This is a genomic window from Bacillus sp. SJ-10 (assembly GCF_002843505.1).
Taxonomy (GTDB): domain Bacteria; phylum Bacillota; class Bacilli; order Bacillales; family Bacillaceae; genus Bacillus; species Bacillus velezensis.
In genome coordinates this window covers 1,520,074-1,544,448 of record NZ_CP025258.1, presented here as the reverse complement: position 1 = coordinate 1,544,448, position 24,375 = coordinate 1,520,074, and the positions used below count along the sequence as shown (strand labels likewise).

The window sequence follows — 24,375 nt, the reverse complement described above, 5'->3', positions numbered from 1 at the left end:
TAATAAAATAAAGCTCCTATGGATTTAATTTCAAAATAGTCAGTCATTAGTTATTCGATTTCCTCATTTTATTATGAAACGCGGCATTACATTTAACATCCCAAATGAGTTCGGACGGTTTGCGGCAGATATATTACAACCGTTCCCGATCTCTCCCTATACGTGGTTTATCGGTGATGGAGAGGCGTATATTGAGTTCAAAGAAGACACCGATACAGACCTGTTTCCACAAAATCAGCGCATCATTCAGGGTCAAGAACTCCGTCAGCGTCTGGAAGGAAACCCTTATTATATGATTTTTGCTGAATTGAAAGCTTTCCCGGGCGGGATGGTAACGGAAATCAATACGTATGAGGAATATTTGGAGAGTTCCTGTGAGCTTGTGCTTCTCATTGCAGATTGCTCGTATGTAACGTTATATTGCAAAGATCCGGTTATGCTCGAAGCCCTTTATCAGCAGGCTGTACAATGCGGGTTTCACCGCGTTGACTATGTTACAGATGAGAATGACGCAAGAACGGGATTGTCTGTCTGGTGAAGGTCGTTCTTTTTATGAAGCGCCGGATAGGGCTTAGGATTCAAAATATTGACAAATTCGTGTGTTTTCAACAAAAAAACAACCCCCTCATGTATACTGAGTGCGTAACTTACATATGAAAGGGGTATGGCAATGAAAATCAGCTTGAAGAAAAAAGCAGGTTTTTGGAAGAAGACGGCGGTTTCATCTCTTATTTTCACCATGTTTTTTACCCTGATGATGAGCGGTACGGTTTTTGCGGCCGGGCTGAATAAGGATCAGAAGCGCCGGGCGGAACAGCTGACCAGCATCTTTGAAAACGGAAAGACGGAAATCCAATACGGATATGTTGAAGCGTTGGATGACGGAAGAGGTTACACTTGCGGGCGGGCCGGCTTTACGACGGCTACCGGAGATGCGCTGGAAGTAGTCGAAGTCTACACGAAAGCGGTGCCGAATAACAAATTGAAAAAGTATTTGCCTGAATTGCGTCGTCTTGCGAAGGACGAAAGCGATGACATCAGCAATCTGAAAGGATTCGCTTCTGCCTGGCGCTCACTTGGCAATGATAAAGCCTTCCGCGCTGCCCAAGATAAGGTAAATGACAGCTTGTATTATCAGCCGGCGATGAAACGTTCAGAAAATGCCGGACTGAAAACGGCCTTGGCAAAAGCAGTGATGTACGATACGGTGATTCAGCATGGCGACGGCGATGATCCGGACTCCTTTTATGCCCTGATTAAACGCACGAACAAAAAAATGGGCGGGTCACCGAAAGACGGAACTGACGAGAAGAAATGGCTCAATAAATTCTTGGATGTGCGCTATGACGATCTGATGAATCCGTCAGATGAGGACACTCAGGATGAATGGAGAGAATCGGTTGCCCGTGTCGACGTTTTCCGCGATATTGTCAAAGAGAAGAACTACAATTTAAACGGGCCGATTCATGTCCGGTCAAGCGAATACGGTAATTTCACTATTCAATAAAGAAAAAAACCCCGCCACATGGCGGGGTTTTACTATTAACCGATGGAACCTTCCATTTCGAATTTAATCAAACGGTTCATTTCAACTGCGTATTCCATCGGAAGTTCTTTTGTGAACGGCTCGATGAAGCCCATAACGATCATTTCTGTTGCTTCTTCTTCAGAAATACCGCGGCTCATCAAGTAGAAAAGCTGTTCTTCAGAAACTTTTGATACTTTCGCTTCGTGCTCCAATGAAATGTTGTCGTTCAGGATTTCATTGTAAGGGATTGTATCAGAAGTTGATTTGTTATCCATAATGAGCGTATCACACTCGATGTTTGAACGGGCGCCGTCCGCTTTTCGTCCGAAGTGGACGATACCGCGGTATGTTACTTTTCCGCCCTGTTTGGAAATCGATTTTGATACGATTGTGGATGACGTATTCGGTGCAAGGTGAATCATTTTCGCACCCGCGTCCTGATGCTGTCCTTTGCCCGCAAGAGCGATAGAAAGCGTCATGCCGCGCGCGCCTTCACCTTTCAGAATGACAGCCGGATATTTCATCGTCAATTTAGAACCGATGTTTCCGTCAACCCATTCCATCGTCGCGTTTTCTTCACAAACCGTACGTTTCGTTACTAGGTTGTAAACGTTGTTCGCCCAGTTTTGAATTGTTGTATAACGGCAGTAGCCGCCTTTTTTGACGATGATTTCAACAACCGCGCTGTGAAGCGAGTTTGTTGTGTACACAGGAGCCGTACAGCCCTCTACGTAATGAACGCTTGCTTCTTCGTCAACGATGATCAGCGTACGTTCGAACTGACCCATGTTTTCGGAGTTGATGCGGAAGTAAGCTTGAAGCGGTGTTTCAACCTTCACGCCTTTAGGCACGTAGATGAAAGATCCGCCGGACCAAACAGCTGAGTTCAGCGCCGCAAACTTGTTATCAGTCGGCGGGATAACTTTCGCCCAGTGCTCGCGGAAAATGTCTTCATTTTCTTTCAGCGCGCTGTCTGTGTCTTTGAAGACGATGCCTTGCTCTTCAAGATCTTCTTTCATATTGTGGTACACAACTTCGGATTCGTACTGTGCAGAAACACCGGCAAGGTATTTTTGCTCAGCTTCAGGAATACCGAGTTTGTCGAATGTCTGTTTAATTTCCTCAGGCACTTCATCCCAAGAACGCTCTGAACGCTCAGACGGCTTTACGTAATACGTAATTTCGTCAAAGTTTAAAGAGTTTAAATCCCCGCCCCACTGCGGCATCGGCATGTTGTAGAAATGCTCAAGAGATTTCAGGCGGAAATCAAGCATCCATTGAGGCTCTTCTTTCATGCGTGAAATTTCTTCTACGATTTCTTTTGTCAATCCGCGCTCTGAACGGAAAATGGAAACGTCCTTATCGTGAAAACCGTACTTGTATTCACCAATTTCAGGCATTTTTTTAGCCATCCATTTTCACTCCAATCTTTTAATTGCCGCCTTTTTCGCCAGCGACTCCTTTTTCAAGTGCTTTCCATGAAAGGGTGGCACATTTAATCCGGGCCGGGAATTTCGAAACGCCTTGAAGGGCTTCAATATCCCCGAGATCTATTGAGTCGTCATACTCTTTCCCTTGCATCATGTCTGAGAAAATCTTAGACATGGAAAGGGCGGTATCAATATCTTTTCCTTTAATCGCCTGCGTCATCATGGAAGCTGAAGCCATGGAGATGGAGCAGCCTTCTCCTTCAAACTTCGCTTCCTGAACGGTATCGCCGTCAAGCTTCATTGTCAGTCTGATCCGGTCGCCGCAAGTCGGGTTGTTCATATCGACGACGATGCTGTCATCCAAAACCCCTTTGTTGCGCGGATTTTTGTAATGATCCATGATCACTTGTCTGTATAATGTATCTAAATTTGCATTAAAAGACATTTGTAAAGTACTCCTTTGTCTTTTGGAGGGCTTCCGCGAGCTTATCGATCTCTTCCTCTGTATTATACAGATAAAAACTCGCTCTCGCAGTAGCAGATACATCCAGCCATTTCATGAGCGGCTGGGCGCAATGATGGCCGGCTCTGACCGCAATGCCCTCAGCATCGAGGACAGTCGCGACATCATGAGGGTGAACCTCATCAAGATTAAATGTCACAAGTCCCGCCCGCTCTTTCGGACCGTATACCGTCACGCCGTCTAGCTGCTCGAAACGGTCAAGCGCATAGGCTGCAAGCTTATGCTCATGCCGGGAAATCTCGTCGAGTCCGATCTCTTCAAGAAAATCAATCGCGGCTCCCAATCCGATCGCGCCTGCAATGATCGGCGTGCCTGCTTCAAATTTCCACGGAAGCTCTTTCCAAGTTGATTCATAAAGCCCTACAAAGTCGATCATCTCGCCGCCAAATTCGGCCGGCTCCATATTCTCAAGCAGTTCTTTCTTGCCGTACAGCACGCCGATTCCCGTCGGGCCGCACATTTTATGGGAAGAAAGCGCGAAGAAGTCGCAATCCAAGTCCTGAACGTCGATTTTCATGTGCGGTGTGCTTTGCGCCCCGTCCACCACGATGACCGCGCCATTGTCATGAGCGATTTTGGCGATCTCTTTAATCGGGTTGATCGTGCCGAGCACGTTTGACACATGAGCGACTGCCACGATCTTCGTATGGCTTGTGACAGTCTGCCGGACGTCGTCCAACGAAAGCGTGCCGTCTTCCTGCATCGGGATATATTTTAAAGTCGCGCCGGTTGCTTTGACAGCCTGCTGCCATGGAATGATATTCGCATGATGCTCCATTTGGGTGATGACCACTTCATCACCGGGTTTTAAGCTGGCGCGGGCATAGCTCAGCGCCACCATATTCAGTGAAGTTGTCGTGCCTTTTGTGAAAATGACCTCAGCCATTGACTTCGCATTGATAAACTTACGGACTTTTTCACGCGCACCTTCATAGCCGTCTGTCGCTCTCGTGCCAAGAGTATGAACGCCTCTGTGGACATTGGAGTTGTATTTGTTGTAATACTGATCCACTGCTTCAATGACAGCACGCGGCTTCTGGGAAGTCGCCGCGCTGTCAAGGTACACGAGGTCATGTCCGTTCACTTGCTGATGAAGGATCGGGAACTGTTCACGAATATCGGTGATATTCATTATTTTACTTTCCTTTCGATGACGGAGACGAGCTGTTTCTTAACTCCTTCAATCGGAAGCTCTTTTACCACCGGAGCAAGGAATCCGTAAATGACTAAGCGCTCCGCTTCTTCTTTCGGAATTCCGCGGCTCATTAAGTAGTAAAGCTGGATCGGGTCCACACGGCCGACAGATGCCGCATGTCCTGCAGTTACATCGTCTTCATCAATTAAAAGAATCGGGTTTGCATCTCCGCGTGCTTTTTCACTCAGCATCAGAACGCGGGATTCCTGTTCAGCGTTTGCTTTAGACGCGCCGTGCTCGATTTTGCCGATTCCGTTAAAGATGGAAGATGCGGCATCTTTCATGACTCCGTGCTTCAGGATATAGCCTTCAGAAGCCTTACCGAAGTGGATGATCTGCGTCGTAAAGTTTTCCGTCTGTTCTCCTCTTCCGACAACTACGGTTTTCGTATCGCCGTATGTGCCGTCACCGTAGAGGTTTGTCGTGTTTTCAGAAATCGTGTCGCCGTCGTTCATCAGTCCGAGCGCCCACTCGATTTTGCTGTCGCGTCCGCGCGCGGCTCCGCGGCGGTTGACGTATGTTGTGACGCCTGCTGACAGGTTGTCAACGGCGCCGTACGTCACGCTGGCATTATCAGCTGTGACCACTTCACTGATAATGTTGAATACAGCTTCTTTCGGATTCACCGTGCTGATGTAGTTCTCAACGTAAGTGACGGAGCTGTGATCTTCAGCGACAATCAGCACGTGGTTGAACAATGCCGTGTCATTGCTTTCATGAACGTAAACGGCCTGAACAGGCGTCTCCACCTGAACGTTTTTAGGAACATAAAGGAATGCCCCGCCGTTCATTAATGCTGCATGAAGCGCAGTCAGTTTATGTTCGTCGACCTTAACGCCGTCTTTCATGAAATACTTCTCAACAAGGTCGCTGTGCTCACGGGCAGCCGTTAAGATGTCCGTAAAGATGACGCCTTTGTCTTTCAGTTCTTTAGAAAGAGAAAGAAAAGCGGGCGTTTGGTCACGCTGCACGTATAACGTTTTGTCTTCGTTTTCGATATCGATCAGCGCTTTTGCTTCATCAGCTAAATCTTCTAAAGAAGCAAGCGGCGCATTTTCTACTGTATGCTTGTTGAACTTTGTAAAGTTCCAATTTGTGATTTTTGTTTTATCAGGCTTAGGCAGCGGCAGATCTTCAGCTTTTTCAAGAGCCTGTAAGCGCAGGTTTTTCAGCCAGGCAGGTTCTTGATGCTTTTCGGAAAAGCCTTTGACATATTCCTGATCTACGGATAGTTTCGTTTCCAATGTCATGATTATCCCCCTAACGCTTACGCTTCTTGGCCTACAGTTTCGTCTTCAATGCCTAGTTCTTGTTTAATCCAGTCATAACCTTCCGCTTCAAGGCGCTGTGCAAGCTCCGCGCCGCCGGATTTCACTACGCGTCCCTGCATCATAACGTGAACGACATCAGGCGTGATGTAGTTCAGAAGGCGCTGGTAGTGAGTGATCATTAAGCAGCCGAAGTTTTCGCTGCGCATTCTGTTAATTCCTTTAGAAACGACTTTAAGCGCATCGATATCAAGACCTGAATCGATCTCGTCAAGAATGGCGATTTTCGGCTCGATCATCATAAGCTGAAGGATTTCGTTGCGTTTTTTCTCCCCGCCTGAGAAACCTTCGTTCAGGTAACGCTGCGCCATTTCAGGGTCCATTTCAAGGAACTCCATGTTTTCGTCCATTTTGCGGATGAATTTCATAAGAGAAATTTCATCGCCTTCTTCACGGCGGGCGTTAATCGCAGAGCGAAGGAAATCGGCATTTGTCACACCGCTGATTTCGCTTGGGTACTGCATCGCAAGGAAAAGACCCGCCTGAGCGCGCTCGTCCACTTCCATTTCCAGTACATCCTTGCCGTCAAGCGTGATGCTGCCTTTTGTAACTTCGTATTTCGGGTGTCCCATAATCGCTGCTGAGAGCGTGGATTTACCGGTACCGTTCGGCCCCATGACAGCGTGGAATTCGCCGCCTTTTATTTCAAGGTTTACACCTTTTAAGATCTCTTTTCCTTCGATTTCAACGTGAAGATCCTTGATCGTTAATGTTGAAGCAGCCATATCTATACCTCCAAAATATATAATCATTATTCTCAATTTATTCTCATTCTAATTTTATAACAAATGAAAAGTAAATACAACTTTTTATATTACCCGGAACATTCCTAAAGTTTATCAAAGATCAAGGCGTAATTAAAGCTGTTTGAAACAGAAAAAGGGCGGAAATCCACCCTTTTTTACTGACCGATTTTCTCATTAAGCTGCGCTGCGAGGAACTTGCTTTTTTGATATTCAAGCTCCCTCTGCCGTTCGACTTCCATCCTTTTTGAAAGACGCCGTCCGTATTCCTCGTAGCCGATGCCGTGTGACTTCTGCATCGCTTTTTCCATTTCAGGCGTATAGTCAAGGTCCAGTCTCTCGTGGCTGGTGCAGATAATGAATCAATCCCTTCATATATTTGTTTCTATTGTAACAATGATCCCCTGCTCCGGCCAAAGAGAGTGTGCCCCTGAATCCTTTCGAATGTGCCGAAAACCGGCGCTCGCTTTATCTGAAAAACGGTATTCACACGATTGCTCTTTCTAATGCGTCGTATGTCCGAATTCCTGAATGCACTGCTGCACGAGGGTCACTCCCTGACTGAGAGCCGCGCCGCCCCCGAATGCCGCCGCGACGCCGATGACCTCAAGGATGTTTTCTTCTGTCGCCCCTTGGTCAAGGCAGCCCTTCGTATGATAAATCATGCAAAATTCATCTTGAGCGCTGATGCTGATGCCCAGAGCGATTAATTGTTTCTCTTTTTCAGTTAATGAATCCGCAGAGAAACACTGTTCAGTAAATTCATTAAACTTCCGCCCCATCATCGGCATTTTTTGCTCGAATATGCCTAAACCTTCTTTATATTGTTTCAATGCGTCATGCACGCTTTTCCCATTATCCTGGTATTGGGCCACTGCCATTCCCTCCAATCGTTAACCTTCCTTTTTATTATGGACAGTTCTCCGATTAATACCCGAAAAAAACCCCGGATGATTCATCCGGGGTTTTCGCTTTATTCAGATACGGGAAGCACGGCTCCGTCGTATTTTTTCTCAATAAAGTCTTTGATTTTCTTAGAGTGAAGCACTTCCATAAGCGCTTTGATTTTCTCTGATTTTTCGTCACCTTTGCGTACGGCGATGATGTTTGCGTACGGGTTGTTTTTCGTTGATTCCACTTCAATCGCATCTTTTAACGGATTCAGTTTGTTTTGAATCGCATAGTTGACGTTAATGAAGACTGCATCGCCTTCTTCTTCATTATATGCTTTCGCCGTTAATTCAGGGGCGATTTTTTTGAATGTCAGGTTTTTCGGGTTTTTCGTAATGTTTTTCGTAGTGGCTTCAATCGTTTTTACCTTCGGATCAAGTGTGATCAGTCCGGCTTTTTCAAGCATCGCCAGCATACGGCCTTGTTCAGCGACATTGTTCGTCATGATGATGGTCGCGCCTTTAGGCAGGTCTTTCAGTGATTTGTATTTTTTCGTGTAAATTCCGAATGGCTCAAGGTGAACGGCTCCGGCATTCACGAGTTTGTAATCTTTATTTTCTTTCATTTCCTGTTCAAGGTAAGGAACGTGCTGGAAGAAGTTCGCATCCACTTCATTATCAGCTAACGCTTTGTTGTACATTTTGTAATCATTCAGCACTTTTACTTTTAATGTGTAGCCTTTTTCCTTCAAGAGCGGTTCCGCTTCTTTTAAGATTTCAGCATGCGGTGTTTTTGTCGCGGCGACGACGATTTCCTTTTTATTCGAGCCGTTTGATCCGCAGGCGGCCAAAACTCCCGCGAACACAAGCAGCAGCGCACTTAATACAATCTTTTTCAATGTAAATCCTCCCTTATCTTTTGTCTATTATATTTGTAATTACATCACCGATAATCTGAATGATAAAGACGATGATGAGTATAAATACTGTCGCTACAAACGTTACATCCGTATTATTGGACTGGTAGCCTTCTACATATGCAAGGTTTCCGAGTCCGCCTGAACCGATGGCGCCGGCAATGGCGGTAGATCCGATCAGGGCGATGGCCGTAACGGTGATGCCTGAAATTAACGCAGGCATTGATTCAGGAATCAGCACTTTGAAGATAATCGTCGATGTCTTTGCTCCCATTGATCTGGCAGCTTCGATGACTCCTTTATCGACTTCCCGCAGCGCAATTTCCGCAAGACGGGCGTAAAACGGCGCGGAGCCGATAATCAGCGCCGGCAATGCGGCGTTCGGTCCTAAAATCGATCCGACCAAAATCTTAGTAAAACCGAGAAGCAGAATAATTAAAATAAGAAACGGAATAGACCTGAAAATATTAACGACCGCCGCAATCACGGTGTTAATGAGTTTATTTTCCCATAAACTTCCCTTGCCCGTTAAAAAGAGCAGAAGACCGAGAATCGCTCCGATGATAAATGAAAAAACTAATGCGATGACCGTCATATAAAGGGTCTCGTATGTGGCCGTCCACAGCTCTGTTATATCAACGTTCGGGAACCATTTTTCAAACATTTGTGATCACCTCTGCTTCTACCTGTTTGTCTTTGATGAACCGGATCACGTTTTCTACTTCTTTTTCCTGACCGTCAATATGAATGAATAAAGAACCGTAGGCTCCGTCCTTCGTCTGTGAAATTTTCCCCTGCAGAATATTGACGTCCACATCAAAGTTTCGGATCATTTCCGTAATGAGGGGCTGCTCGGCGGCCTGCCCGACAAATGAAAGCTGAATCGTTTTTCCTGTCGCTGTTTCCTGCAGAAAATGCTGGATGGTTTCTTTCGTCTCCTCCGGTTCTGTCACCTGCTGAACGAAACGCTTGGTCATCGGTTCGCGCGGGTTTCTGAAAACTTGGAGTACTTCGCCTTCTTCAACGACTTTCCCGTTTTCCATGACGGCGACTCTGTTGCAGATTTTTCGGATGACGTGCATTTCATGGGTAATGAGCACGATCGTCAGACCGAGTCTGTCATTTATATCGGATAAAAGATCCAAAATTGAATCGGTCGTCTGCGGATCGAGCGCTGATGTCGCTTCATCGCACAGAAGGACTTTCGGATTATTGGCGAGCGCCCGGGCGATGCCGACACGCTGCTTTTGACCGCCGCTCAGCTGCGACGGATAAGATTTTTCTTTCCCCTCTAATCCGACCAGTTTAATCAATTCATCAGCGCGGCGGACCCGTTCGCTTTTTTTCACGCCGGCGATTTCCAGCGGGAACATAATGTTCTCCCGGACGGTGCGTGACCACAGAAGGTTAAAATGCTGGAAGATCATGCTGATTTCCTGGCGCGCTTTTCTCAGCCCGCGGCTGCTTACTTTATTTAATTCCGTCCCCGCGACTTCCACGGTTCCCGACGTCGGCTTTTCAAGGCCGTTCAGGAGACGGATTAAGGAACTTTTACCAGCTCCGCTATATCCTATAATTCCAAATATTTCGCCCTTTTTGATATCAAGAGTGACATCTTGGACAGCATTGACATCCCCATGCTTCGCTTTGTAAATTTTTGAAACATTTTGAAGATGGATCAAAGCAATCACCCGCCTTACACTATTCTAAGAAATCTTCCGGGTTTCTCCGCAAAAGAAAAGCCTTTCTGCAAAAATGAGCAGAAAGGCTTATTGAAAAAGGCCTTTCTCTCATCTTTCAAAGCAGACCGCTTCGAGTGAATTGGCACCATTTCAACATCGTTGATGGTTGCCGGGCTTCATAGGGCACTTCCCTCCACCTCTCTTGATAAGAGAAAACATATCGTATTTTCGTCCGGAAATTCTTACTGTAGAATAGCACGGCGAATGATAAAAAGTCAATAAAATAAATATTGGAAGCTATTGTCACATAGTAGATTGGCAGTTTAAGGCCGTTTACTGATCGCCTGAAAAAATCCGTTTGTCAGCCAGAGGATGGCCTCCAGCTTCAGCAGAGCTCTGAATGATCCTTTCACTTTGAGTTTTCCGCTTTGGATAAGCTTTTGCAAAGAGACATCACCATGAAGGAGATGGATGATTTCTGTCTGGTTTCCGTAGAAGGTCAAATTAGATTTTTCCTTTGAAACCGACGTTTTTCTCATTTCTCCCTGTCCGTTAATTGAGACCGTTAAGGCTTCTGTTTCTCCTTGGAATGTAATCAGCAGAGTTGAGGCGTTTAATAGCGGTTTCAAAAACAGATGCTGTCCGTCATTCTCTGAAACTTCTATTTTCTCCACTCGTATAACCTCCCGTTTTAATGGCCATACATACACTTTCTCTTTTTAACGGACAGAACCCTTTATAAACCGCACGACATTTTCCTGTAAATATTGTCACATCGGGAACGTTTGCGATGTTTTTTGTTTAATCAGCTCATATAAATAGGAAACGGAGCGGAAGGCGTATCCTTTCTCAACAAGCTCTCCGCCTTTAAACAGCAAAAAGCACGGAACGCTTTCAATCTGATAGGCTTTGGCGAATGCGGGGGAATAATTCACGTTGTTTTTATAGAAGGCAGCGCCGGGCAGCATTTCTTCAACGACAGTAAGCATTTTGGACGCCAGCTGGCATGTGCCGCAAAACGGGGTGTACAAATACAGGAGATAAACGTCATCCTGAATCGATTCGAGTTCATTTTCTTGGAGTTCTTTCATGATTACCACCTCAGGTCGTTCTTTTTCAAAAATACAGTGTCAGCATCAAAGCCGGCTCTGATCAGCACAGATGCGAGATGATGGCCCGGGCATGACTCGACTTGCCTGTATGTTCTGTCTATATAAATATGGCGCGCTTCGGGAAGCTCCCGTTTCAGCTGTTTTCTTAATTTTTCTCCGGAGTCATCTGCGTCCGTTAAAATATAGACGTCTCTGTCAAACAGGCGGTCCGCCAAATCTTCCAGTTCGGTTTGGCCGATTGTTCCGTTAGTACAGACGATTTCCGCGGGTTCGATGAGCACTTCCCTGACTTTGATTTTATCAGATTTTCCTTCTACGATAATGACCTTTTCATCTCCGTTGTACATAAGCGCGTCACCTGCCGATTGTTTTAGCGTCAGATTGAAAAAGAAGGCAGTGAAATTCACCGCCAACTGTTAACACCAGCCATTCTCATAATCGCAATCGACATATTTCGGATCGCTGCCGTTTATGACATCGGCTGTTTTATAAAATTTTTGATTTTCAAATGAAAAGCCCTGTTTGAGCTCGTACTGGTCCATGCCTGTCATCTCGCCGATGGCTTCATTTTCATGAAACAAGGAAAACCGGCCGTTTTGAAAGCGGCCCGTAACGTTCTCCGTCACATCGACCTTTTGTTTATCAAAAGCCATTTTAGACACCTCCCGTTACAGATAGAATGTCCAAATGGCCCCTTTGCTATCCGATCAGTCTTCCTGTGTCATTTCGTCATATTGCTCGGAAGTCATGAGGTTTTCGATTTCTTCAGCATCAGCCGGTTCCACGACGATCATCCACGCTTTTTCATACGGAGACTCGTTTACGAATTCAGGACTGTCATCAAGGTCTTCGTTCACTTCCGTCACCGTTCCGTTAATCGGTGCGTACAGTTCGGATACGGTTTTGACGGATTCCACGCTGCCGAATGGCTCGTCCGCTTTAATTTCGGCGCCGACTTCCGGAAGCTCGACAAAGACGATGTCGCCAAGTTCGGCTTGCGCGAAATGTGTAATCCCGATACGGGCTTTTCCGTCCTCAACTTTGACCCATTCGTGCTCTTTGGAATAACGCATTTCTTTCGGTGTGCTCATCTAAATCCCTCCATTTTTTTCTTATAATAAGAAGATACCATAATTCTTTGAACCTGGCATTACATCCAATATTTTTCGAATTGGTCTTCTTTAAAGCCGACAGTGACTTTTTCGCCGTCTGTCGTAATCGGGCGTTTCAGGAGCATACCGTCTGATGCCAGGAGTTCAAGCTGTTCGTCCTCTGACATATGGTACAGTTTTTCCTTTAAGTTCAGCTCGCGGTATTTCATTCCGCTCGTGTTGAAAAACTTTTTGAGCTCAAGACCGCTCTTCTCATAGAGGTCTTTAATTTCTTCTTTCGACGGAGTTTCCTCCGCGATATGTATTTCGTTTATTTCCTTACCGCGGTCTTCCAGCCATTTTTTCGCATTACGGCACGTTCCGCATTTAGGGTACCAGTAAAAATTTAACGACATCTTCTTCACCCCTTGTAAATGATCGTCGTTATTTTAACACAATCACTTGTAAAAACCTATAACGTTGCTTCATGAAAAAGCGCCCCTGATGAAGGAGCGCTTTCAGCATGTGATCAGACCGTATATTTTTCTTCACGGAAGACGGCGGCTGCCGCTTCACGTTTTTTCTGAATGAGGTTTTTCGGCGTCAGGCGCGTCAGTTTGCGCAGCACGGAAAGCATCATGCGGAGGGAATCTCCTTCCTCCATGGCGATCAGTGATTCTTTGGCGTGCGCTTCAATGTTCTGAAGGGCTTCCTGAGCAAAGATTTCCGTATATAACAGCTTCTGCGCGGCTTTTTCGGCACCGTCCGCCGCAATTGCTTTTTCCGTTCTGAGGACGGCAGATTCCAAAGCGTAAAGCGCGCTGACAATATCGGCAATGTTCACCATGATTTCCTGCTCGCCTTCGATCTCTTTGCCGTATTTCTGCGCCGCGAGACCCGCTGTCAAGAGGGCGATCTTTTTCGCCTGTCTGACAATGTATTTTTCCTGTTCAAGAGGTTCTGAGCCCGGCTCTTCAGGCATCAGCATCATGAGTTCTTCTTGGAGCGCTTTTGCTTTTTCAAAGAGCGGCAGCTGACCTTTTACGGCTTTTTTCAGGAACGTGCTCGTTACGATCAGGCGGTTGATTTCATTTGTGCCTTCAAAAATTCTGTTGATTCTTGAGTCGCGATAAGCGCGCTCCACTTCATATTCCTGCATAAATCCGTAACCGCCGTGAATTTGAACGCCTTCATCGGCAATGTAATCAAGCGTTTCAGAACCGCACATTTTGTTGAGCGAGCATTCAATCGCGTACTCGGCGATTGACTTCGCGACTTCGCGTCCGTCTTTTTGCTCCTCTTCCGTCAGTCTGCTCATATTATCTTCGAATAAGCCCACTGTTCTGTATACAGAGCTCTCCATGGCGTAAAGCCGCGCTGACATCGTCGCAAGCTTTTCCTGAGTGAGCGTGAAGCTTGAGATCGGCGTTTTAAATTGCCGGCGCTGGTTTGCATAAGCGGCGGACAGCTCAATCACCCGTTTTGAAGCGCCGATTGTGCCGACGGCAAGCTTGTAGCGCCCGATATTCAGGATATTAAAGGCGATGACATGGCCTTTTCCGATTTCGCCTAGAAGGTTTTCTTTCGGGACTTCCGCCTGATCTAAAATCAGCGTTCTTGTCGACGAACCCTTAATCCCCATTTTTTTCTCTTCCGGTCCCGTTGACACGCCCGGATAGTTCTTTTCTACGATAAATGCGGAAAACTTATCTCCGTCCACTTTAGCGTAGACGACAAAGACATCTGCAAAGGCGGAGTTTGTAATCCATTGCTTTTCTCCGTTAAGAATATAGTGTGTGCCCGCTTCATTCAAAACAGCCGTCGTTTTCGCGCCGAGGGCATCTGAACCTGAACCGGGCTCAGTTAAGGCGTATGCCGCGATTCTTTGTCCTGAAGCCAAGTCCGGCAAATAGGTTTTTTTCTGTTCTTCCGTTCCGAAGAACACGATCGGCAATGAGCCGATCCCGACGTGAGCGCCGTAAGACAGCGAAAAGCTGCCGGCACGTGAAAACTTTTCCGTAATGAAGGCTGAACTGATTTTATCCAGGCCGATGCCGCCGTACTCTTCAGGCACGTCTGCTCCGAGGAGGCCGAGATCTCCGGCTTTTTTCAGCAGTCTGACCGAATGCTCGAACTGATGATTTTCAATTTCATCAATATAAGGAAGCACATCGTTTACGACGTAGTCTTCTGTCGTTTTTCCGATCATTTTATGTTCGTCTGTAAAGTCCTCCGGAGTGAATATTTGATCATATCCCGTCTCTTCAATCAGAAAGCTGCCGCCTTTTTTGACGTTGACCGTTTCCTGTTTCATGCTTCGTTTCCCCCTTGTTTTAAATGAGCTCAAATACGCCGGCAGCGCCCATGCCGCCTCCGATGCACATCGTCACCACGCCGAATTGCTCGTTTCTCCGTTTCATTTCATGAATGAGTGACAGGGTCAGCTTCGTTCCCGTGCATCCGAGCGGATGTCCGAGCGCGATGGCGCCTCCGTTGACGTTCACCTTTTCTTCATCTATCCCAAGCGATCTGATGACTTGAATGGCCTGTGAAGCAAAGGCCTCATTCAATTCAAAAAGCCCGATATCCTGTAATTCGAGTCCGGCAAGCTTGAGCGCCCGCGGAATGGCTTCAATCGGACCGATCCCCATTACCTCAGGCGGAACGCCGCCTACGGCAAAGGAACGGAATTTGACAAGCGGCGCCAACCCGAGCGACGATGCTTTTTCGCGATCCATCAGCATGACAGCCGCCGCGCCGTCACTTGTTTGTGAAGAGTTCCCGGCCGTCACGGTTCCCGTTTTAGAAAAAGCCGGACGGAGCTTCGCCAAGACGTCAGCCGATGTGCCGGGACGAACGCCTTCATCTTGTGAAAAGGTAAATTGTTTTTTCCGCGGCTTATGGTCATCACCGACTTCTGTCAGCGATACTTCAACCGGCACGATTTCGTCATTGAATTTGCCTTCTTTAAGGGCTTTTGCGGCATTCTGATGGCTGCGGACGGCAAATGCATCTTGGTCTTCTCTGGATACGCCGTACGTTTCGGCGACCTGCTCCGCTGTGTGCCCCATGCTCATGTAATACTCAGGCGCATGCTCCGCCAAAGCGATATTCGGCCGTGTCACATGCCCCATCATCGGAACTTGCGACATGGATTCCGCACCGCCCGCAATGACGGTGTCACCCGCGCCGATCATGATTTTTTCAGCACCGTAAGCGATGGATTGGAGCCCGGAAGAGCAGTAGCGGTTCACCGTAATGGCCGGCACCGTATGAGGAAGCCCCGCCAGCGCACCGATATTCCGCGCCATATTTAATCCTTGTTCGGCTTCAGGTGTTGCGCATCCGATAATTAAGTCATCGATATTTCCTTCATAGCCGCCTGCCCGTTTCAGCGTTTCTTTTACACAAAGCGCGCCTAAATCATCAGGACGAACGGCTGCAAGCGATCCTTTTTTCGCTTTACCGACCGGGGTTCTCGCACCGGCCACAATGACTGCTTCTCTCATAAACACCCTCCTAGTTCCGTAAAGGTTTGCCTTTGACGAGCATATGCTGCATTCTCGCTTGAGATTTCGCCTCGCCAGCGAGGCTTAAAAAGGCTTCTCTTTCAATCTCGAGTAAATATTCTTCTGAAACCTCCGTGCCGAACGGGACTCTTCCGCCGGCAATGACATGGGCCAGCTTCTTCGCAATCTTCATATCGTGATCGGATAAATAACCCGACCGTCTCATTTGGTCTGCTCCGAGCAGTAATGCCGCACAGCCGGTTTCTCCGGTGACTTTCACTTTTTTGCGGGCAGGCGGGCGGTATCCGCTGTCATATAAGGAAGCAGCCAGCTGTTTCGCATCGTGCAGCAGGTGATCCTGATTCATGCTGACACGGTCTGCCGCGGACAAAATCTGCATATCACGGGCTTCGTGTGCCGAACCGGACACTTTGGCAAGCGCGATTGTTTCGAAGGTTTTAATGGCCGCGTCCATCAGTTCACTTCCGCCGTTCAAATAATTCATGTACAGCTCTTTGTTTCCTCCGCCGCCCGGAATAAGGCCGACGCCGGTTTCAACAAGACCCATATACGATTCGCTCGCCGCCTGAACGCGTGCCGCCGGGAGACAGACTTCCGTGCCGCCGCCGAGTGTCATCCCGAATGGCGCCGCGACAACGGGTTTAGCGCTGTATTTGATGTTCAGCATCGTCTGCTGAAAACGGCGGATGACAAAATCGACTTCCATGAAGTTATCATCCTGAGCTTCCATCAAAATCATCGCAAGGTTTGCCCCCGCGCAGAAATGTCTGCCTTGGTTTCCGATGACAAGTCCTTTATAATTCCGCTCGGTTTCCTCAAGCGCATTGTCAATCATCTGAATAATGTCTAAGCCGATCGCGTTGCTTTTCGTATGAAATTCCAGCAGCGCGACATCATCGCCGAGATCAATCAGACTTGCGCCGCTGTTTTTAGTGATAACGCCTTTTGTTTCTTTTAACGTTTGCAGGCTGATCCGTTTCGGATTTTCTTTCACAGCCCTGTATTGGCCGTCTGAATAGTAAAATGGTGTTCCGTTTTCCTTCATATAAAATGTTTCATGGCCCTGATCAAGCATATCTTTCACCCAGCCGGGGATTTCTGCGCCTTCTTCTTCGAGCCGCTCCGCTGATTTTCTGACGCCGATGGCATCCCACATCTCAAACGGGCCGAGCTCCCATCCGAAGCCCCATTTCATGGCGTCGTCAATCGCTTTGATATCATCAGCGATCTCACCTAAAAGCCGGGCTGAGTATAAGAGTGTTTGCGATGTAATATTCCAAAGCAGGCGTCCGGCGCGGTCATCGGAGTATATAAGCGCTTTCATTTTGCCTTTGGCACCCTTTGCCTGTTTGGCGGCTTCTAAAGCGGGCGTCTTCATTTTCGAGCGCTCACCGTATGTCATGGTCAGCGGATCGAGTTCATATATTGTTTTACCTTCTTTTTTGTAAAAACCTTGGCCTGATTTGCTGCCCAGCCAATTGTTTTTCAGCATGTCATTCATAAATTCAGGCAGCTTAAACATGTCTTTTTCAGCGCCGTCGGCTTTATCATACACATTTTTTGCCACATGGGCGAAAGTATCAAGCCCCACAACGTCAAGGGTTCTGAAGGTCGCGCTTTTCGGTCTGCCGATCAAAGGCCCGGTCACCGTGTCCACCTCGCCGATGCGGCAGCCGGAAGAAAGCATTTCTCTTACCGTGACCAGCAGGCCGTACGTACCGATGCGGTTGGCGATAAAGTTAGGCGTGTCTTTCGCGATGACGACACCTTTCCCGAGCGTGTTTTCTGCAAATGAAGTCATAAACTCCAGCACGTCAGGATCTGTTTCCTGAATCGGAATGATTTCCAGAAGCTTTAAGTAGCGGGCCGGATTAAAGAAATGGGTTCCTAAGAAATGGGCTTTAAAATCGGCAGATCGGCCTTCCGCCATTTTTGTGACGGAGATACCGGACGTATTGCTCGACACGATGCTTCCCGGTTTCCGGTATTCATCAACGAGTGAGAAAATCTGTTTTTTTACGTCAAGATTTTCGACGACGACTTCAATAATCCAATCAGCATCCTTTAATTGAGCTGCGTCATCTTCCAAATTCCCCGCAGTTATATAGTCGAGATTGGCAGCCGAAGTCAGCGGCGCCGGTTTTTGCTTCAGCAGCTTTTGCATGGCCGATCGGCTCAGCCTGCTGCGGACCTCCGGGCTTTCTAATGTCAGCCCTTTTTTCATCTCATCCTTTGTCAGCTCGTTTGGCACAATATCAAGCAGCAGGACGGGAATTCCGATGTTAGCCAAGTGCGCGGCAATTCCGGACCCCATGACGCCTGATCCGAGAACGGCTGCTTTCTTTATAAACTTGTGCATGAGTCATCCCCCTTGAACTTTGAATGAATAGTCATTCATTTTTTCGGCAAAAAAAATGAAACCCTTTTCTTCTTTCATCTTAAAAGATTTTCAGGATGACTTCAATAGCAAATATGGAATTTTTTTAAATTTTTCGGCTTCCGCATGTTCCATGGCGCGGGCGGGAAACTTAAACCCGGAGGTGAAGGGAATGGTGCGAGGGAGAAAAGATCCGTCTTCTGCCGCAGTGAGCGCGGCCAGCATGAAAGGAAATGCGGGACCGAAGCAAAAATACGGCGGCGGCAAACGGACGAGCCAAAATCAGCAATATAAAAAAGACAACATGGAATAACATGCTGCGGCTGCTTTTTGGAGCAGCCGTTATTTTTTGAAGATCCCTTTCAGCACAAACGCCGCGTTTGCCGGGCGCTCGGCGATTCTTCTCATCAGGTACCCGTACCAATCGGTTCCGTACGGGACATACACCCTCATCCTGTATCCTTCTTCGGCAAGCTCCTTCTGGCGCTCCGTTCTGATGCCGTACAGCATTTGGAATTCAAACTGCTCCCGGGGAATTTGATGTTCGCTTATGAGTGTTTTCGTATAAGAAATGATGTCATCGTCATGAGTCGCCATCGCCGTTTCATGGCCGCTCAAAAGCTGCAGCTTAATCAGCTGCTGAAAATGAAGATCGGTTGCTTTTTTATCAGGGAATGCAACGGCCGCCGATTCTTTATAAGCGCCTTTTACAAGCCTGAGCCGCGGCTTGTATGGCATCAGACCGCTGATGTCTTCAGCTGCCCGGTACAAATAAGCCTGAATGACGGTGCCGAGCATCGGGAAATCCGGCTTGCACCGCTTATACAGCTCGAGTGTACGGCCGCATCTTGAATAGTCCTCCATATCAATCGTTACAGGCACGCAGCGTTCTTTTGCCTCCGTCAATATGTCTCTGACATGCTGTTCCGCGAGCTTCTCGGAAATATCCAGACCGATGGATGTTAATTTCAGAGACAGCTCACAATCCAGTTGATTCTCGGCAATCGCCCTGATTGCTTTTTTACATTCTTCCGCCGTCCTTTTCGCATCCTTCTCTGAACCCGCATATTCACCTAGATAATCAATCGAAGCCGACAGCCCTTTTTGGTTCAGCCGCTTTACCGTTTTCACAGCTTCTGTGAGTGTTTCCCCTGCAACGAACCTTCCCGCGCCGAAGCGGATTCCGTAAGCCTGGGCGAATTTTGTAAGCATTTTATTTTTCGACAAAAATAAACATATGTTCCGCAGCAAGGATGAACTCCCTCCTTTTTCTTTTATTCGTGTATGAAATCCTGATCGCAGAGAAAGCTAAAAAGAACAGAATTGAAGGAGGCGTTTATATGAACAACCAAGAGCAGCACGGAAACTTGCCGCCTGCCGTCATCTCAACGAAAGACCATTTGTATCTTGAGGACATGCTGAACTGGAATCTGCTTGCCATGAAAAAAGCGCATTTTATGGCGGAACATTGCCAGAATCAGACGTTAAAACAAGAGCTTGATCAGATCGGCCGGATGCATCAGAAGCATTATCAGCACATATTGGGCCGCTTGAACCCCGATCAAGGCGGACAGACAACAACAGGCTATATGCAATAGGAGGACAATACATGGAACAGCAAAATCAAAAAATCACGAATCCGCAAACGCCCGTGCCCAATACGGCGCAAATGAATGACAGAGACTTGGTGAATGAGCTGCTGACGACGGAAAAATACATCACGTCTTCATATTGCACAGCCCTGCACGAGTTCAGCCACGAGTCTCTTTATCAAGATATTCAGGCGATTTTCGATGAGTCACAAAAAGCGCAAAGAAGATTATACGATGTGATGTTTCAAAATGGCTGGTATTCCATTGAAGCAGCCGATACCCAAAAGCTTCAGCAATCGTATGAGAAGTTCCGGCAGACCATTCAGCAGCAGTCTCCCTATCAGCAGTAAAACGAAGAAGGATTTGATGTTTTCGACAAGCATCAATCCTTTTTTTATTTTTGCACAAAAAGATTGACTTATCATTAATCCTTATTTATATTTAACTAATGTTAATTATTTTCTCAAGGAACAAGATGAGGAGGAGTTATGAAAAACGCGGATCAATATGTGTCTGACATCCAGAAATCTCTTCAGACGCTGCTGCAAAACATACAGCCTGAAATGGTGGAAAGCATGGCAAAACACGAGGTGACGCCTGCCCAATTATTTGTTTTAGCCAGCCTGAAAAAACACGGGAGCTGCAAAGTTTCCGAAATTGCGGAACGCATGGAGGTAAAACCGAGCGCAGTGACGCTGATGGCCGACCGCCTCGAGCAAAAAGGACTTATCGTCCGCAAACATAACCAGCAGGACAGACGCGTCATCGACATCAGCCTCACCAAAAAAGGCGAAACAAAATTCGAAGATGTTGTGGAAGGACGGAAAGCGATACTGGCGCGAAACCTGTCCGTTCTGACTGACGATGAACTGATTCAGTCCGTGAACATCATCCGCAAAGTAGCGGAAGCCGCCGAGAAATACGCGGCTGATCAAAAAGAAAACGAATAGAATAGAGGAGCTGCCGAAACATGAGCATTGAAAAGAAAGATCCAAAACGCACATTATTGATAACCGGCTTAATCATCGCCATGTTTTTCTCAGCCCTTGACGGCACCATCGTAGGAACGGCGATTCCTAAAATCGTGGGTGACCTCGGGGGATTAAGCATGATGACGTGGCTGACCACGGCATATCTTTTAACTTCGACGACGATCGTTCCGATTGCGGGGAAACTTGCAGATTTATTGGGACGCCGCGTCGTCTATGTGTCAGGTTTATTGATTTTTATGGGAGCTTCCGCACTGTGCGGAATGGCCAGCAACATGACGGAACTGATTATTTTCCGCGGACTTCAGGGAATCGGCGGCGGTGTCATGATGCCGATGGCTATGATCGTCATCGGGGATTTGTTCACAGGAAAACAGCGTGCCAAGTTCCAAGGGCTTTTCGGGGCGATTTACGGGCTTGCTTCCGTGATCGGCCCGCAAATCGGGGGCTGGATTGTTGACTCATTAAATTGGAAATGGGTTTTCTATATCAACCTGCCTGTCGGAATTTTAGCCGTGATCTTTATCGCAAGAGGACTTCAAGGCAGAAAACAGACTGGGCCGATTAACTTTGACATCGCCGGCATTTTCACAATGATCGTCGGAATCGTCAGCCTCCTCCTCGCGCTCAGCTTCGGAGGAAAGGATTACGCATGGGGCTCTTGGCAGATTCTCGGTCTCTTTGCGCTTGCGCTTGCCGGGATTGTCGGATTCATTTTCGCTGAAATCAAAGCAAAGGAGCCGATTCTGCCGATGTACCTGTTTAAAAACAGAACGTTTACCGTACTGAATCTGATCGGCTTTTTCATGAGTATCGGCATGTTCGGCGCCGTTACGTTCGTTCCTTTCTTTATGCAGGGAATTATCGGAGTCAGCGCCACCGCGTCCGGAACGATTATGACGCCGATGATGGTATCTATGATTATCACAAGTATTATCGGAGGCCAGCTGGTTTATAAGATCGGTATTAAACCGCAAATCATGATCGGCATGCTGATCATGGCCGTCGGCTTCTTCTTATTAACGACATTGCAGCTGGATACAAGCAAGCTCGCGGCGACGTGCTATATGGCCGTGATCGGTCTGGGAATGGGGCTCGTCATGCCGCTTCTCACACTCGCTCTGCAAGAAACGTTTTCAAAAGAAGAGCTGGGTGTTGTGACCTCTTCAAGCCAATTTTTCCGGATGATCGGGGGAACGTTCGGCATTACGGTGCTCGGCGCTGTCATGAATGCCAGATCAGGAAGCCTTTTAACCGACAGACTGGTGCCTTACTTAGACTCACTGCCGAAACAGGCAAGTGCCTTTGCCGCCCAGTTTAAAGGTATGATTGACAAGAATCCTGAAGGGCTGCTTCAATCCCTGTTCAGCCAGGAATCGATTAAGCAGATTCCGGCCGCATTTTCTTCCCATATCGTGCCGGTTTTGAAAACGTCACTGATGGATTCGCTTCACAGCGTGTTTTTCACAGGCCTGGCCTTTATCGCTGCCGGATTGATCCTCACGCTGTTTGTTAAATCAATTAAACTGACAAACAAAAAGACAGGCAAACAAGAAGAAAAGGCGAAAGCCGTTTAACAAAGAAAAATCCCGCGGATGCCGCGGGATTTTTTTATATCATCTGGGAATGGCCAGTCTTCCGCCTCATTGGAATTGGGGGAAAAATTCAAAAAAATAATGATGAAACCCTTTAATAAACCTTAAACATTTCATAGTTATCTTTATAGTACGACATAATAAAGTCACGAAAATTTCTTATCGAAGAAGATAACAGCTTATGTCTTAACCAAGATAAGCCGACTGGATATGAAGCAGAGTGATCAGTCACTTTTATAAAATTCAGCCCCAATGTTCTGCAAACTGAAATAGGAAGCAACGCAACACCTTGATCCAGCTTTATAATCTCGACCAGTAAATGAGAATCTGCCTCAAATGCAATATTTGGGGTGAAACCGGCTTTCTCACAAAGCGAGGCTGTAAAACCGCTGTACTCTTCATTATTAGCAAGGGTAATAAATGGTTCATCGGCGGCAAGACGTAAAGAAATTTCTGTTTTACCCGTAAATCGGTGGTTTGAGGGCAAAGCCAGAACAATATCTTCATTTACCAGCACACAACTCTCTATCTCTTCATCTTGAATCGGATGACCTGTTATTCCTAAATCAATGTCCCCTTTTTTTAAACTTGTTATGATCTCGCTTTTAACTCCGATTGCTTGGAGAATTTTTGATTGAGGGGAGCGGTTGATATATTCACTCATCAGTCCTGCAAGGAATCTTGGATTGGAAATAGATATTCTGATGGTGTCAGACATTTGATGTTCCTCCAATTGAATTTCCGTTTGTGCATTTTCAATCTCAGTAAAAATCCTGTTTACATGTTTTAAAAGAATTTTCCCTGCTGAACTCAGCTTAATATTTCTGCCTTTTCTCTCAAACAAGGTTGTTCCCAGTTCATTCTCAAGTCTTTTTATAGTGAGACTTAAAGAAGGCTGGGCAATCTTTAATTGTTCTGCTGCTTTAGAAATATGTTCAGTATAGGCAACTGTCTGAAAGTATTTTAGCTGCAGCAATTCCATCTGTCTGCACCCCTCTCATTTATTTCAATAAATATATATATACCTTATTATGTATTAGATTAAATGTAAATGCGGATGTAAGATAATAGCATAGTTAAAGAAAAGGAAAGGGTGTCATTCAATGAAAATTGATGTGAAAGATATAGCAAAAAATTTAAATACGCCACTAACGGCTCCTGCTTATCCTATCCCAACCTATAAATTTGTTAACCGGGAATATCTTAATATTATTTACCGAACGGATGAAAAAGCTTTACGTGCGGCAGTGCCGGAACCTCTTGAAATTACTGAACCTTTAGTGAAATTCGAAGTGATGTGGATGCCCGATGTTTCCGGACTTGGTGCCTATACAGAGGCGGGACAAGTCATCCCTGTCAGCTTTAATGGTGAAGAAGGAGATTATGTTCATTCTATGTATGTAGACAATTTCCCGGCTATTGCAAGCGGACGGGAACTTACTGCATATCCAAAGAAATTGGGTGCCCCTAAGCTGTATATAGACTCTGATACTCTTGTTGGCACATTGGATTATGGCAGTCTTCGTGTGGCAGCTGCGACTATGGGATATAAACATTTCGAAATGGACAAGGAAAAAGCGAAAAGGGAAATTTGCCGACCTAATTTTATGGTGAAGATTGCTACTGATTACAATGGTGATTTAAGGGTTTGTGATTTGGTGAGAACGCAAATAACGAATATAGAAGTTAAAGGTGCCTGGACTGGACCGGCGCGGCTTCAATTATTTGAACATGCTCTGGCACCGCTTGCAGATTTGCCTGTACTAGAAGTTGTTTCAGCATCTCATATTATTACGGATTTAACCTTAAATGCAGCACAGCCGGTTTATAACTACTTAGAGGAAAAATAAGGA

Annotated in this window: 29 protein-coding genes and 1 riboswitch; of the genes, 8 read left to right on the top strand and 21 right to left on the bottom strand. The window is 46.6% G+C overall.

What is annotated here, in order from left to right; translation table 11 throughout:
* The first annotated feature begins 73 nt into the window (after positions 1–73).
* On the top strand, positions 74–538 hold the full coding sequence (locus CXL14_RS07820) for a DUF2691 family protein (RefSeq protein WP_014418822.1): 465 nt from the start codon (positions 74–76) through the stop codon (positions 536–538).
* 132 nt (positions 539–670) lie between these two features.
* Positions 671–1,507, top strand: a complete 837-nt coding sequence (csn, locus tag CXL14_RS07815) for a chitosanase (RefSeq protein ID WP_003151879.1) — start codon at positions 671–673, stop codon at positions 1,505–1,507.
* Between the two features lie 35 nt (positions 1,508–1,542).
* On the opposite strand, the gene sufB is transcribed toward csn, so the two are convergent.
* From sufB to CXL14_RS07720, 19 genes are all read right to left on the bottom strand, one after another.
* A complete protein-coding gene (sufB, locus tag CXL14_RS07810; RefSeq protein WP_007410090.1) occupies positions 1,543–2,940 on the bottom strand; it encodes a Fe-S cluster assembly protein SufB in 1,398 nt (465 codons plus the stop codon).
* Between the two features lie 19 nt (positions 2,941–2,959).
* A complete protein-coding gene (gene sufU, locus CXL14_RS07805; RefSeq protein ID WP_003151877.1) occupies positions 2,960–3,403 on the bottom strand; it encodes a Fe-S cluster assembly sulfur transfer protein SufU in 444 nt (147 codons plus the stop codon).
* Complete coding sequence (gene sufS / locus CXL14_RS07800; RefSeq protein ID WP_014418823.1) at positions 3,393–4,613, bottom strand: cysteine desulfurase SufS; 1,221 nt, start codon at positions 4,611–4,613, stop codon at positions 3,393–3,395. The genes sufU and sufS overlap by 11 nt, the downstream gene beginning before the upstream one ends.
* Complete coding sequence (gene sufD, locus CXL14_RS07795) at positions 4,613–5,926, bottom strand: Fe-S cluster assembly protein SufD (protein ID WP_014418824.1); 1,314 nt, start codon at positions 5,924–5,926, stop codon at positions 4,613–4,615. Before sufD ends, sufS begins: the two co-directional genes overlap by 1 nt.
* A 17-nt stretch (positions 5,927–5,943) precedes the next feature.
* The gene (gene sufC, locus CXL14_RS07790; protein ID WP_003327022.1) at positions 5,944–6,729 is read right to left on the bottom strand and encodes a Fe-S cluster assembly ATPase SufC; all 786 of its coding nucleotides are present in this window, start codon (positions 6,727–6,729) and stop codon (positions 5,944–5,946) included.
* Positions 6,730–6,905: 176 nt separating this feature from the next.
* Complete coding sequence (locus tag CXL14_RS07785; protein WP_003151857.1) at positions 6,906–7,058, bottom strand: YuzK family famiily protein; 153 nt, start codon at positions 7,056–7,058, stop codon at positions 6,906–6,908.
* 192 nt (positions 7,059–7,250) lie between these two features.
* Positions 7,251–7,628 (bottom strand): carboxymuconolactone decarboxylase family protein, encoded by a 378-nt coding sequence (locus CXL14_RS07780; protein ID WP_029973602.1) that lies wholly within the window; start codon positions 7,626–7,628, stop codon positions 7,251–7,253.
* Between the two features lie 92 nt (positions 7,629–7,720).
* Positions 7,721–8,536 (bottom strand): methionine ABC transporter substrate-binding lipoprotein MetQ, encoded by an 816-nt coding sequence (gene metQ, locus CXL14_RS07775; RefSeq protein WP_014418825.1) that lies wholly within the window; start codon positions 8,534–8,536, stop codon positions 7,721–7,723.
* A gap of 13 nt (positions 8,537–8,549) precedes the next feature.
* Complete coding sequence (locus CXL14_RS07770; RefSeq protein ID WP_014418826.1) at positions 8,550–9,218, bottom strand: methionine ABC transporter permease; 669 nt, start codon at positions 9,216–9,218, stop codon at positions 8,550–8,552.
* On the bottom strand, positions 9,211–10,236 hold the full coding sequence (metN, locus tag CXL14_RS07765; RefSeq protein WP_003151850.1) for a methionine ABC transporter ATP-binding protein MetN: 1,026 nt from the start codon (positions 10,234–10,236) through the stop codon (positions 9,211–9,213). The genes CXL14_RS07770 and metN overlap by 8 nt, the downstream gene beginning before the upstream one ends.
* A 105-nt stretch (positions 10,237–10,341) precedes the next feature.
* A riboswitch (SAM riboswitch) is annotated at positions 10,342–10,448 on the bottom strand.
* Between the two features lie 111 nt (positions 10,449–10,559).
* Entirely contained in the window at positions 10,560–10,910 is a 351-nt protein-coding gene (locus CXL14_RS07760) for an SCP2 sterol-binding domain-containing protein (protein WP_007410085.1), read from the bottom strand.
* Between the two features lie 96 nt (positions 10,911–11,006).
* Positions 11,007–11,327, bottom strand: a complete 321-nt coding sequence (locus CXL14_RS07755; RefSeq protein WP_003151847.1) for a thioredoxin family protein — start codon at positions 11,325–11,327, stop codon at positions 11,007–11,009.
* A gap of 2 nt (positions 11,328–11,329) precedes the next feature.
* Positions 11,330–11,695 carry a toprim domain-containing protein gene (locus CXL14_RS07750; protein WP_007410083.1) on the bottom strand — a complete coding sequence of 122 codons (366 nt, stop codon included), beginning with the start codon at positions 11,693–11,695 and terminating at the stop codon, positions 11,330–11,332.
* 69 nt (positions 11,696–11,764) lie between these two features.
* Positions 11,765–12,001 carry a YusG family protein gene (locus CXL14_RS07745; RefSeq protein ID WP_003151845.1) on the bottom strand — a complete coding sequence of 79 codons (237 nt, stop codon included), beginning with the start codon at positions 11,999–12,001 and terminating at the stop codon, positions 11,765–11,767.
* Between the two features lie 54 nt (positions 12,002–12,055).
* Positions 12,056–12,439, bottom strand: a complete 384-nt coding sequence (gene gcvH, locus CXL14_RS07740) for a glycine cleavage system protein GcvH (protein ID WP_014418827.1) — start codon at positions 12,437–12,439, stop codon at positions 12,056–12,058.
* A gap of 59 nt (positions 12,440–12,498) precedes the next feature.
* On the bottom strand, positions 12,499–12,855 hold the full coding sequence (locus tag CXL14_RS07735; protein ID WP_003151843.1) for an arsenate reductase family protein: 357 nt from the start codon (positions 12,853–12,855) through the stop codon (positions 12,499–12,501).
* 113 nt (positions 12,856–12,968) lie between these two features.
* A complete protein-coding gene (locus CXL14_RS07730; RefSeq protein WP_007613612.1) occupies positions 12,969–14,753 on the bottom strand; it encodes an acyl-CoA dehydrogenase family protein in 1,785 nt (594 codons plus the stop codon).
* Positions 14,754–14,772: 19 nt separating this feature from the next.
* Entirely contained in the window at positions 14,773–15,948 is a 1,176-nt protein-coding gene (locus CXL14_RS07725) for an acetyl-CoA C-acetyltransferase (RefSeq protein ID WP_003151841.1), read from the bottom strand.
* A gap of 10 nt (positions 15,949–15,958) precedes the next feature.
* Positions 15,959–18,328 carry a 3-hydroxyacyl-CoA dehydrogenase/enoyl-CoA hydratase family protein gene (locus CXL14_RS07720; protein WP_014418828.1) on the bottom strand — a complete coding sequence of 790 codons (2,370 nt, stop codon included), beginning with the start codon at positions 18,326–18,328 and terminating at the stop codon, positions 15,959–15,961.
* A 190-nt stretch (positions 18,329–18,518) separates the two neighbouring features.
* Here CXL14_RS07720 and CXL14_RS07715 point away from each other — a divergent pair, with 190 nt between their 5' ends.
* Entirely contained in the window at positions 18,519–18,659 is a 141-nt protein-coding gene (locus CXL14_RS07715; protein WP_003151836.1) for a YuzL family protein, read from the top strand.
* A 29-nt stretch (positions 18,660–18,688) separates the two neighbouring features.
* On the opposite strand, the gene CXL14_RS07710 is transcribed toward CXL14_RS07715, so the two are convergent.
* Positions 18,689–19,597 carry a proline dehydrogenase family protein gene (locus CXL14_RS07710; RefSeq protein ID WP_014418829.1) on the bottom strand — a complete coding sequence of 303 codons (909 nt, stop codon included), beginning with the start codon at positions 19,595–19,597 and terminating at the stop codon, positions 18,689–18,691.
* 89 nt (positions 19,598–19,686) lie between these two features.
* On the opposite strand from CXL14_RS07710, the gene CXL14_RS07705 reads away from it, so the two are divergent.
* The 4 genes from CXL14_RS07705 to CXL14_RS07690 all read left to right on the top strand — a co-directional run bounded on the left by CXL14_RS07705 (position 19,687) and on the right by CXL14_RS07690 (position 22,504).
* On the top strand, positions 19,687–19,944 hold the full coding sequence (locus tag CXL14_RS07705; protein ID WP_015418171.1) for a hypothetical protein: 258 nt from the start codon (positions 19,687–19,689) through the stop codon (positions 19,942–19,944).
* Between the two features lie 11 nt (positions 19,945–19,955).
* Positions 19,956–20,288, top strand: coding sequence for a spore coat protein (locus tag CXL14_RS07700; RefSeq protein WP_014418831.1), 333 nt, complete (start codon positions 19,956–19,958; stop codon positions 20,286–20,288).
* A 138-nt stretch (positions 20,289–20,426) separates the two neighbouring features.
* A complete protein-coding gene (locus CXL14_RS07695; RefSeq protein ID WP_003151828.1) occupies positions 20,427–20,888 on the top strand; it encodes a MarR family winged helix-turn-helix transcriptional regulator in 462 nt (153 codons plus the stop codon).
* A gap of 20 nt (positions 20,889–20,908) precedes the next feature.
* Positions 20,909–22,504, top strand: a complete 1,596-nt coding sequence (locus tag CXL14_RS07690; protein ID WP_007410079.1) for an MDR family MFS transporter — start codon at positions 20,909–20,911, stop codon at positions 22,502–22,504.
* Between the two features lie 112 nt (positions 22,505–22,616).
* On the opposite strand, the gene CXL14_RS07685 is transcribed toward CXL14_RS07690, so the two are convergent.
* Positions 22,617–23,504, bottom strand: a complete 888-nt coding sequence (locus CXL14_RS07685) for a LysR family transcriptional regulator (RefSeq protein ID WP_014418832.1) — start codon at positions 23,502–23,504, stop codon at positions 22,617–22,619.
* Between the two features lie 121 nt (positions 23,505–23,625).
* On the opposite strand from CXL14_RS07685, the gene CXL14_RS07680 reads away from it, so the two are divergent.
* A complete protein-coding gene (locus CXL14_RS07680; protein ID WP_014418833.1) occupies positions 23,626–24,372 on the top strand; it encodes an acetoacetate decarboxylase in 747 nt (248 codons plus the stop codon).
* The last annotated feature ends 3 nt before the right edge of the window (positions 24,373–24,375 follow it).